The sequence below is a fragment of the Rhizobium sp. WSM409 genome (genome assembly GCF_057653825.1).
The window spans coordinates 4,258,086-4,268,760 of record NZ_CM172794.1 but is presented as its reverse complement, the minus strand read 5'-3'; the positions used below and the strand labels follow the sequence as shown (position 1 = coordinate 4,268,760).

Annotated in this window: 10 protein-coding genes; 8 read left to right on the top strand and 2 right to left on the bottom strand. The window is 61.1% G+C overall.

Annotated elements, in window-relative coordinates:
• Nucleotides 1-2: 2 nt before the first annotated feature.
• From AC25BC_RS20990 to AC25BC_RS20975, 4 genes are all read left to right on the top strand, one after another.
• Nucleotides 3-407: an RNA-binding S4 domain-containing protein gene (locus AC25BC_RS20990; protein WP_012759434.1), complete on the top strand. Its 405-nt coding sequence runs from the start codon at nucleotides 3-5 to the stop codon at nucleotides 405-407.
• Between the two features lie 194 nt (nucleotides 408-601).
• Complete coding sequence (gene fdxA, locus AC25BC_RS20985; RefSeq protein ID WP_012759433.1) at nucleotides 602-940, top strand: ferredoxin FdxA; 339 nt, start codon at nucleotides 602-604, stop codon at nucleotides 938-940.
• 393 nt (nucleotides 941-1,333) lie between these two features.
• The gene (locus AC25BC_RS20980; protein WP_003543775.1) at nucleotides 1,334-1,906 is read left to right on the top strand and encodes a CarD family transcriptional regulator; all 573 of its coding nucleotides are present in this window, start codon (nucleotides 1,334-1,336) and stop codon (nucleotides 1,904-1,906) included.
• Between the two features lie 377 nt (nucleotides 1,907-2,283).
• Complete coding sequence (locus tag AC25BC_RS20975; RefSeq protein ID WP_012759432.1) at nucleotides 2,284-3,147, top strand: RNA polymerase factor sigma-32; 864 nt, start codon at nucleotides 2,284-2,286, stop codon at nucleotides 3,145-3,147.
• A 114-nt stretch (nucleotides 3,148-3,261) separates the two neighbouring features.
• Here AC25BC_RS20975 and AC25BC_RS20970 read toward each other — a convergent pair whose 3' ends face one another.
• Both AC25BC_RS20970 and AC25BC_RS20965 read right to left on the bottom strand, forming a co-directional pair.
• A complete protein-coding gene (locus AC25BC_RS20970) occupies nucleotides 3,262-4,806 on the bottom strand; it encodes a M48 family metalloprotease (RefSeq protein ID WP_041935596.1) in 1,545 nt (514 codons plus the stop codon).
• 391 nt (nucleotides 4,807-5,197) lie between these two features.
• On the bottom strand, nucleotides 5,198-6,736 hold the full coding sequence (locus AC25BC_RS20965) for an MDR family MFS transporter (RefSeq protein ID WP_113546723.1): 1,539 nt from the start codon (nucleotides 6,734-6,736) through the stop codon (nucleotides 5,198-5,200).
• Between the two features lie 116 nt (nucleotides 6,737-6,852).
• Between AC25BC_RS20965 and AC25BC_RS20960 the strand changes: the two genes are divergently transcribed.
• The 4 genes from AC25BC_RS20960 to AC25BC_RS20945 all read left to right on the top strand — a co-directional run bounded on the left by AC25BC_RS20960 (nucleotide 6,853) and on the right by AC25BC_RS20945 (nucleotide 10,665).
• Complete coding sequence (locus AC25BC_RS20960; protein WP_012759429.1) at nucleotides 6,853-7,380, top strand: MarR family winged helix-turn-helix transcriptional regulator; 528 nt, start codon at nucleotides 6,853-6,855, stop codon at nucleotides 7,378-7,380.
• Nucleotides 7,381-7,437: 57 nt separating this feature from the next.
• Nucleotides 7,438-8,094, top strand: coding sequence for a thiamine diphosphokinase (locus AC25BC_RS20955; RefSeq protein WP_017995497.1), 657 nt, complete (start codon nucleotides 7,438-7,440; stop codon nucleotides 8,092-8,094).
• A 3-nt stretch (nucleotides 8,095-8,097) separates the two neighbouring features.
• On the top strand, nucleotides 8,098-9,915 hold the full coding sequence (locus AC25BC_RS20950) for an ABC-F family ATP-binding cassette domain-containing protein (RefSeq protein ID WP_113546724.1): 1,818 nt from the start codon (nucleotides 8,098-8,100) through the stop codon (nucleotides 9,913-9,915).
• 120 nt (nucleotides 9,916-10,035) lie between these two features.
• Nucleotides 10,036-10,665, top strand: coding sequence for a hypothetical protein (locus AC25BC_RS20945; RefSeq protein ID WP_032996483.1), 630 nt, complete (start codon nucleotides 10,036-10,038; stop codon nucleotides 10,663-10,665).
• The last annotated feature ends 10 nt before the right edge of the window (nucleotides 10,666-10,675 follow it).

Sequence of the window (10,675 nt, the reverse complement as noted above, 5' to 3'; positions counted from 1 at the left end):
TCATGAGCGGGGAGACACAGCCGACCAGCGGTTCGCGCCAGCGCATCGACAAGTGGCTGTTCTTCGCGCGCATGGCGAAGTCACGCTCGGTGGCGCAGAGCCATATCCAATCAGGCCATGTGCGCATCAACGGCGAGCGCTGCAGCCAGCCGAGCCAGATGGTCAAGCCGGGTGACCGTATCGAGCTGACGCTGGAGCGGCGCGATGTCGTTCTCGTCGTGCGCCTTGCCGGCGAGCGGCGGGGGCCTTACGAGCAGGCGCGCCTGCTTTACGACGACCAATCCCCGCCGCCCGATGAGGCAAAACGTCTCACGCCCTACGAGCAGGCAATCCGGGCGACCGGCACCGGCCGTCCGACCAAAAAGGAAAGACGTGCAATCGACAGGCTGATGTCGGACGAGGATTAGAAAACTCTGTCTGCGGCGTCGGCTTTTGCAGATCGTTTATCCTTGAAATCCGGCGATAAAGCCGATACGTCACTGACAACCTGCCGGAAGCGTGCTTGCCTCCCAAGCGTGCTCACGCTTTTCCTCCGGCACGGGGATAGGCGCGACGTTCCAGGTTGCCCGGCCCCATCCGCATGGAAATCCTGGAGTTCTTCATGACCTATGTCGTGACCGACAATTGCATCAAGTGCAAATACACCGATTGCGTGGAAGTCTGCCCTGTCGACTGCTTCTATGAGGGCGAGAATTTCCTCGTCATCCATCCCGACGAATGCATCGATTGCGGCGTCTGCGAACCGGAATGTCCCGCCGAGGCGATCAAGCCCGATACCGAGCCTGGCCTCGACAAATGGCTGAAGATCAACACCGAATACGCAACGATCTGGCCGAATATTACGGTCAAGAAGGAGCCGTTGCCTGAGGCCAAGGACATGGATGGCGAGACCGGAAAATTCGAGAAGTATTTTTCCGAAAAGCCCGGTTCCGGCGATTGAGACAGCGCCTACATTCGGTCACCGGGTTCGGGCGAACGTAGGGCAAAACGTTTTAAAAGCTGCGTGAGGCATATGGGTGACATGTGTTGCCCGCATGACTCAAGCGAAGCAAATTATTGATTTCCTCATATTTTTATGATAGGTTTCGTCTACTGTTCCATTTGTGGCATGACGCATGCCCAAAACCATCACGAAAGCAAAACAAATCCGTACACGGTTTCCGTGACATATCAACGCTTTGAGCGCCGGGTCCCAAGATCGTGCGCAAGAAGTCTTTGCTTTTGCCCGATGGGACCAGAGTGAAGTCACCCGACGGATACTACCGTCTCACCCGGGCCTGACTGACCCGGCTCCGGCCGCCGCCGGAAGCGTAACAGGGAGTTTTTGAATAGAATGACGACTCAGCAGAAAAAACCTTCTACAGCACGTCACGGCTTCAAGACCGGTGAATCGATCGTCTACCCCGCTCATGGCGTCGGTACCATCACCGCTATCGAAGAGCAAGAAGTTGCCGGCATGAAGCTCGAACTTTTCGTTATTGATTTCGAGAAGGACAAGATGCGTCTGAAGGTTCCGGTCGCGAAGGCGATGAGCATTGGTATGCGCAAGCTTTCGGAAACGGATTTCGTCGAGCGTGCTTTGAAGGTCGTGCAGGGCAAGGCGCGCGTCAAGCGCACCATGTGGTCCCGCCGCGCCCAGGAATATGATGCCAAGATCAATTCCGGCGACCTGATTTCCATCGCTGAAGTCGTGCGCGATCTCTATCGTGCCGAGAACCAGCCCGAGCAGTCCTATTCCGAGCGCCAGCTTTATGAGGCTGCGCTCGACCGCATGGCGCGCGAAATCGCCGCGGTCAACAAGATGTCGGAAACCGAAGCCGTCCGCCTCGTCGAGACCAATCTCAACAAGGGTCCGAAGCGTGGCAAGGCCATCGAAGAAGACGATTCACAGGACGAAGCCGCATAAAGCGACCCTGTTTTTCTGTCAAAAAACCCGGCCTTCGAGCCGGGTTTTTTTATTGGAACTTTTTGCCGACTGCCGCGTTTATCACACGTAATTGCGGACTGCTCGTCGGGCAATGGCCTCACGGGCGAACTGCTATTCCGTCAATGTTCGATGAGGAGCGGATCATGCCTTTTCTATATTGCCCATCCGGCAAGGTGAAAAAACAGGTCCTGCCCAGCCGTCTTACCGGCACATGATGAAAAATAGGGCCTCCCCCTGAAAAGTCCAGGGGCGGGGCTTTTATGCATTCAGAACTCCATTCAATCCGGACAGCGATGTTCCGGGAGAAGAGTTTTATTGTTCATTTCAGGGCGAGAGGCCTGTTTCGGGAGATCGAAATGAAGAACATGTCTGCAGATCGGCGCATGATCAAAATCGCGATGGCCGCGCCTTATCTCGCCCGTCAGGAAGAGCACGATCTCGCCACCCGCTGGAAGGATCATGACGACCGCGGCGCGCGCAACCAGATTGCCATGGCCCATATGCGCCTCGTCATATCCATGGCCGGCAAGTTCCGCAATTTCGGTCTGCCGATGAGCGATCTGGTCCAGGAGGGCTATGTCGGTCTGCTCGAGGCCGCCGCCCGCTTCGAGCCGGAACGCGACGTGCGCTTTTCCACCTATGCAAGTTGGTGGATCAGGGCATCTATCCAGGATTATATCCTGCGCAACTGGTCGATCGTGCGCGGCGGTACGAGTTCGGCGCAAAAAGCGCTGTTCTTCAATCTGCGCCGTCTGCGCGCCAAGCTCGCCAAGGGAGACACGCAGCTGACGCTGCAATCCATTCACCAGGAAATCGCCGCGGCCCTCGGCGTCAGCCTCTCGGATGTACAGACGATGGATGCTAGGCTTTCCGGCAACGACGCCTCGCTGCAGGCGCCTTCGGTCTCCGGCGATGCCGAGAGCGCGGAAAAGATGGACTTCCTCGTCAGCGACGATCCCCTGCCGGACGAGCAGGTGTCCAACATGATCGACGGCGAGCGCCGCCGCGTCTGGCTCGCCTCGGCGCTGAAACATCTCAACGAACGCGAGATGAAGATCATCAGCGCCCGGCGTCTGGCGGAAGACGGTGCCACGCTCGAAGAGCTCGGTGCCGATCTCGGTATTTCCAAGGAGCGCGTGCGTCAGATCGAAAGCCGAGCGATGGAGAAGCTTCGCAGCGCGCTCGTCAGCGCCGATCCGCATATGGCGGCCTACGCCTGAACCGAAAGCGCGTCGCCGATTTAGCTCGTTGTCGCAAAACCGCCGCACAATTTTGCGCGAGATGTTTTATCCCTTCCAGCAGCACAGACTGGCCCGGCGCTAGCCGGGCCTTTTTTATTCGGCGATGATCTTGACGCGATCGCCTATAGAAACGGCTGCACCCGTGGGCAGGGCATTGATGAGCTTGAAGAGATCGAGCTTGCGGTCTGTGCCCATCATGCGGGCGGCGAGCGTCGAGATGTTCTCACCCGGCCGGACGGTGACGACGCGGATGCGCAGCGGTTTCAGCGAGGCGGCCTCTGCCGGCGTCATGCGGCGGAAACTCGCGCGCAGCACATTCGCCGTTGGCTCAAGGGCGCCGCTGCCTTTCGGCACGGCGGTCAGGAAACGGAAGATCTGCGAATTGTTGCGGATCACGGTGACATCGAAATCCCAGCGGTCGGCGCTGGCGCGCGCGGTGGCTGCTTCCATGCCGTTGATGGTGATCGGTTGGATGGTCGACGGGTCGAGGCCGGTTACCCACCCGCTGGAGATATAGTTGGTGAGGCTCTGGTTCTGATTGTCGGCGACGCCGTCGAAGCGGACGGCGATGTCGTTCGGACCGGTGGCCATCACCGCCTCGACCTTGTTGTCGATGTGGAAATCCGGCGGCACGTCGAAGCGGATGCCGAGGCCGCCATGCAGGAAGGTCTGGCCGCGCACATAGCCTTCTTCCGGGCTGTCGCCGTAGAGCAGTCCGTCTATGCCGTCGAGATAATAATCGCGGCCCTTGTCGCCGACCGAGCCTTCCTGGCCGAAGGCGCGGGCGTGGGTGCGGGCGAGCTCTATGCGCTGAGCCGAATTCGGATGGCTCGACAGGAAGTCGAGGCTCTGGTCGGCTTCGGGATCAACCGACATGAAGCGACTGTAAGCCGCCATCGAATCGAGGAAACGGGCAGCGGCATAGGGATCATAGCCAGCTTCACCGAGCATGCGCACACCGATGACATCGGCCTGCAGCTCCTGCTGGCGGGAGAAGGCGGCGAGCCGCAGCTTGCCGCGGGCAAGCGCCTGCTTGCCGGCGATGTCGCTGGAAAGGACTTCGGCGACGACGCGGCTGGCGATAACCTCAGCCTCTTCGCGCTTCTGCCGCTCGATGCCGTGGTTCGCCGTCACATGGCCCATTTCGTGCGACAGCACGGCGGCAACTTCCGAAGCGTCGTTGGCAAGGGCGAGCAGGCCGCGGGTGACGTAGAGATAACCGCCCGGCAGCGCAAAGGCGTTGATCGCCGGCGAATTCAGGATGGTGATGCGGTAGGACTGGCTCGGATTTTCCGACACCGCCGTCAGCGCGCCGGCGATGCGGGCGACGAGGCGCTCGGTTTTGGCGTCCTTGTATTCGCCGCCGTAGCTTGCCACGATGCGCGGATGCTCGCGGGCGCCCATCGCCGCGCGCGGGTCGTTTTTCTGCACCTCGTCGACGATCTGTGGATTGGAAGACGGCGAAACACTCGGCTGATAGGATTGGTCGATCAGCGTTTGGCAGCCATTCAGCGCCATTGCGACGGCCGAAAGCAGCATCATGCGACGCGCGAAGCGCCGCGGCGCGGAAATGGCATCACTGGAAAGCGCGGGGGATTTCCACGTCGTCAAGCTGTCCAGTCTGTTTCTCCGCATCATGTCGCTGTTTTGCCGGTTTGCCGCAGATTCGGACCGACCGTGGCAAGGGGAATTCAACAGGTGCGCACCCCTGATCTCGCGCTGCACAATCGGCCAATACAAGTCGTTGCTGTAGCTGATTTACGCATCGGTTGCATAGCGAGACTCTGTTTAAATGTGGCGCCGTTGCATTTTAGCAAGCCTCAGGCATTAAGGCTTCCCTTCGCTCGGATGAAATTATGGCGAAAGTTCCGTCACAAAGCCGAGATTCGTCGGCGGTGCGGAAAAAGAACGGCCCGATTGAAGCAACCGGCTCGATAGCGACAGTCTTGCGAGAAAATCGCAACCTTTGATGTATGCACGTCGAGAGAGGACGCCTCCTGATAAAGCATTCTCTCGCGTGACGATTCCACTATTCGGCAGCTTCCGCCGTCGCCGGTTGCGGCTTTATCGTCTCGCCGGCACGGGGCAGTTGCACGGGTTTCAGCATGATGGCGGCGGCAAGGCCGATCAGCGCAATGGCGCAGGAGGTCATGAAGAGCGGCGAGAATGCGGCGGCATAGGTATCGGCGACCGCTTGGCGGCTCGCTTCGGGAAGGGCGGCCATCATTTTCGGCGTCAGCTGCTTGATATCGGCGACGCCAGGAATGGAGACGCCGACCTTGCCGAGCTCAGAGGCGATGATGGCGCCATAGATGGAAATGGCGATCGAGGCGCCGCCCATGCGCGACAGCGTCACCGAGCCGGTGGCGGCGCCGACGTCGCGGGCGGGTGCTGCATTCTGTACGCCGATGACGGGAACCTGCTGGGCAAGGCCGATGCCGATGCCGTGCAGCATCATGACCGCGCCGATGAAGGCGATCGGCGTTCCGGCGTGGATCTGCGACATCAGCGCAAAGGCGATGGCGCTGCAGGTGAGGCTGGCGATGGCGAAGGGCTTGTAGCGCCCCGTCTTCGAGATGATGCGGCCTGCGGAAAGCGACCCGCAGACGAGGCCGCCGGTCAGAAGGATGAAGAGCAGGCCGGCGGCAGACGGCGAAAGGCCGGTCGTTGTCTGCAGAAAGAGGGCGAGATAATTGACCATGCCGATGGCGATGGCGCCGCCCATGATCGAGATCACCAGGAGCAGGCTGAAGGTCGAATTGCGAAACAGCTGCAGGGGAACGATCGGTTCCGGCGCGCGGCGCTCGACGAACACCCAGGTGACGGCGCAGACGACGCCGAAGGCGACGATGCCGATACTCTCCGGCGAGATCAATGCGCCGAACAATTCGCTGCTGTCGGTGGCAAGCACGATGCTTGTCGTCGTCATGGCAAGCAGGAGCGCACCGGCATAATCGATCTTGGGGCGACGATGCGGTTTGCGGTACGGCAGCATGAAGGCAAGGCCGGTGAGCACGATGAAGCCGATCGGCACGTTGACGAGGAAGATCGAGCGCCAGCCGAAGAGATCGCTCATCGTACCGCCGAGCACCGGGCCGATCGCGCCCGATGCCATCAGCACAAGGCTGGAATAGCTTTGGTAGCGCGCCCGCTCGCGCGGCTCGAACAGGTCGGCGTTGACGGCGAAGATCGACACCATGATGCCGCCGCCGCCAAGACCCTGCAGCACGCGGGCGGCGATCAGCGTATTCATCGAGACCGCAAGGCCGCAGACTGTCGATCCGACGGTGAAGATCATGATCGCCGTCATCATCACGTATTTTCGGCCGAACAGGTCGCCGAGCTTGCCGTAGACCGGCATGACGGCGCTCAGCGACAGGAGATAGGCCGAGCCGATCCAGCCGAAGCGCTCGAGATGGCCGAATTCGCCGATGATCGTCGGCAGCGCCGTGGAGACGATCTGATTATCAAGCGTCGCCATGAACATGGCGGTCATCAGGAAGAAGAAGAGGATAAGCCGACGACGAGGATCCGTCACGAGCGGCGCAGGCGCGAGTTGCATGTCCATGGGAGGCATCGTTCCGGGTTGATGTGCTTTTATGTGCTAACAGCATATAGTTGTCAATGGCACATTAATGACATCGGCATATTCAATTTTTGAATCGGCTCTGTTATGGTCCTGTGATGAGCGACGTTCTGACCAAGACCCCTTCTGTGGAGCCGGCCGAGCCGGATCGTGAAAACGTGCCGCGTATCGGCCGGAGCATGGCGCGCATGCGGCTGATGACCGGGCGGCGGCTGATCGGCCGCCTGGCGATCCAGAGTGCTGCACCGGGCCTCGAGCTTTCGCATCTCGACGTGCTCGATGCCGTGCGCAGGGCGCAGCCTGCCGGCGAGGTCACGGTCGGCATGATCGCGGAGATGCTGCGCATCGATCCGTCACGGGCAAGCCGGGTGGTGGCCGACATGGTCGGGCGCAACGTGCTGCGCCGCGAGGCCTCGCAGGCCGATGCGCGGCGGATCGTCGTCGTCATGACCGAGGTTGGCCAGGACCTGCTTGCCGAGATCGTCGCGCAGAAGCTTGCGATCATTTCCGAGATCGTTTCCGACTGGCGACAGGAGGATGTCGAGCGCTTCGCAGCGCTTTTCGAGCGCTTCATCGGCGGCTACGAGGCGGTTTTCCTGTCGCGCGACAAGGATATGCCGGGCTGAGGCAGACGCCGGCGTTCGCCGGCCCTTCCCCTCGACCCCTCGTTTGCGCTAAGGGCAATGCCCATGAGCCAATCCACCTTCACCATTCTCCTTGGCGGCGAACTCAGCCTGACGGAGCGCCTGCGCGATGCCATCGAAAACAGCCGCTTTATTGCGGCCGATGGCGGCATGCGGCATGCGGCAGCACTCGGTATTACGCCGGAGCTCTGGGTCGGCGATTTCGATTCGACGCCTGATGATCTCGCGGGTGCATTTCCCGATGTGCCGAAACAGCCTTATCCGGCCGCGAAGGCGGCGACGGACGGCGAAATCGCCGTGGCGGAAGCAATCGCGCGGGGCGCGCGGCGGCTCATCCTGGCCGGTGCGCTCGGCGGTGAACGCTCCGACCACGCGCTTCAACACCTGTTGTCGGCCGTCAGCCTGGCGGAAGAGGGTTTCGACCTGCTGCTGACCTCGGGCAAGGAAGAGGCCGTGCCGCTGGTTGCCGGTACGATCGAACTGGACCTTCCCAAAGGCAGCCTGTTTTCCGTGCCCGGATTCAGCGAGCTGAGAGGGCTTTCCCTCGAAAATGCGCGTTATCCGCTCACGGATTTCCATCTGCCTTTCGGCTCGTCGCGCACCATTTCCAATGTTGCGGAAGGCAAGGTTCGCTTTTCGCTCCGCAGCGGCCGGGCAATCGTGCTCGCCCGGCCCTATGATCTTTCCGGAGTCTGATTTTTGGCCCCTCCCATTCTGAAACTCGACGATATCTTCCTGAGCTTTGGCGGCGCACCGCTTCTGGCCGGTGCTGGCCTGCAGATCGAGCCCGGTGACAAAATCTGTCTCGTCGGGCGTAACGGCTCGGGGAAATCGACGCTGCTGAAGATTGCCGCCGGCCTGGTCGAGGCGCAGTCCGGCGAGCTCTTCCGCCATCCGTCCTCGACGGTGCGTTATCTCGAACAGGCGCCGGATTTTGCCGGCTTCAACACGGTGCAGGCCTATGCCGAGGCCGGCCTCGGGCCAGGCGATGACCCCTATCGTGTCACCTATCTGCTGTCGCATCTCGGGCTGAGCGGCGATGAAGACCCCAAAATGCTGTCCGGTGGCGAATCACGGCGCGCAGCCCTTGCCCGGGTTATGGCACCGGAACCGGACATTCTTCTGCTCGACGAACCGACCAACCATCTTGACCTGCCGACCATCGAATGGCTGGAAGGCGAGCTGCAAAAGACGCGCAGCGCCTTGGTGCTGATCTCGCACGACCGGCGTTTCCTCGAAAAGGTCTCGACGGCAACCGTCTGGCTCGACCGCGGCACCTCGCGCCGGCTCGAGAGAGGCTTTGCGCATTTCGAAGCCTGGCGCGACCGGGTGCTGGAGGCCGAGGAACTGGAACAGCACAAGCTCGGCAAGTCGATCGAGCGCGAGGAGCACTGGCTGCGCTACGGCGTCACGGCGCGGCGCAAGCGTAACATGCGCCGTCTCGGCGAGTTGCAGACGATGCGCTCGAACTATCGCGGCCACAAGGGACCGCAGGGCACGGTGCAGGCGACGGTTTCGGACGCGCAGGAATCCGGCAAGCTGGTGATCGAGGCCGACAAGATCACCAAGAGCTTCGGTGAGCGGGCTATCGTCACGCCGTTTTCGATACGCGTGCATCGCGGCGACTGCATTGGTCTCGTCGGACCGAACGGCGCCGGCAAGACGACGCTGCTGAAGATGCTGACCGGGCAGCTTTCACCCGATAGCGGCATCGTCAAGCTCGGCACCAATCTGGAGATCGCGACGCTCGACCAGAAACGCGAGGATCTCGACCCCGAGGATACGCTTGCCAACTATCTGACGGATGGGCGCGGCGAAAACCTGCTCGTAAACGGCGAGCAGCGCCATGTCACCGGCTACATGAAGGAATTTCTGTTCCAGCCGGAACAAGCGCGTACGCCGATCAGAAACCTCTCCGGCGGCGAACGCGCCCGGCTGATGCTGGCGCGCATCCTTTCGCGCCCGACGAACCTCTTGATCCTCGACGAGCCGACCAACGATCTCGATATCGAAACGCTCGATCTCCTGCAGGAGATTGTCGCCGGCTTTCCCGGCACCGTCATTCTCGTCAGCCACGACCGCGATTTCCTCGACCGCACCGTGACCTCGACGATCGCACCCGCTGTGCCGGATGCGCCTGATGGTCGCTGGATCGAATATGCCGGCGGCTACTCGGACATGCTTGTACAGCGCAAGGGCGCGCTCGAGGAGCGTAAGAGGGCCGAGAAGGCGGCGGAGAAGCCGAAGACCCAGCAAGCAACAGCTTCAAGCAGCTCGAAGGTCAAGCTCTCCTTCAAGCAGAAATTCGCACTGGAAAACCTGCCAAAGGAAATGGCGAAGGCCGAAGCGGAAATCGCAAAGCGCGAACAGGTGATGGCAGATCCCAATCTTTTCACGCGCGATCCCGCAGCTTTCAACCGGCTTGCCGGCGAGATGGAAAAACTGCGCGGCAGCCTGACTGACATGGAAGAGGAGTGGCTGGCGCTCGAAATGCTGCGGGAAGAGCTGGAAGGGTGAGATTTTCTCGAGGCTGGAGGCTCACTTTTCCTTGATTCGTCAGTGTGTCGCCCGGCGGCATAAGGTGCCGTCCGGCAGCCGGGGATATTGCCGATCGCAATGGCGACAAGGAAAAGTCATATGTCTCGCAAGCCTTATTCCGGAATTCTCACGGCGTTTGTCGCCGGCAGCCTCATGGCGCTTGCCCTGTCGCAAGCTGCACAGGCGCAGGATGCCCAGCGCATTCGTGTTCGCGGCGCCATAGAAAGCCTCAGCGGCGATACGCTCGTCGTCAAGACGCGCGAAGGCAGCGATGCGACGGTCGCGCTGAAACCCGGCTGGAAGGTCGGCGGCATCAAAAAAGCTTCGGTCGAGGATATCAAACCCGGCGATTTCGTCGGCGTCGCTTCGCTTCCGAAGGGCACGGGCCCGGACGGGGCGATCGAGGTGCTGATCTTTCCGGCGTCGATGAAGGGAACCGGTGAGGGCAACCGTCCCTGGGATGCGCAGCCGAACAGCCAGATGACCAACGCGACTGTCAGCAACGCCGTCAAGTCCGTCGACGGCCACACGATCACGCTGACCTATCAGGGCAAGGAAAAGACCATCACGATTGCCGATGGCACGCCGATCGTGACGTTGGCGCCTGCGACCAAGGATGATATGAAGGCCGGTGCCGGCGTCGTCGTCACCGGCGAGAAGGCGGCGGATGGCAGCATCTCGGCCAGCCAGATCGCCGTCGGCCTCAACGGCGTCATACCGCCGATGTGACCAGCGGCTC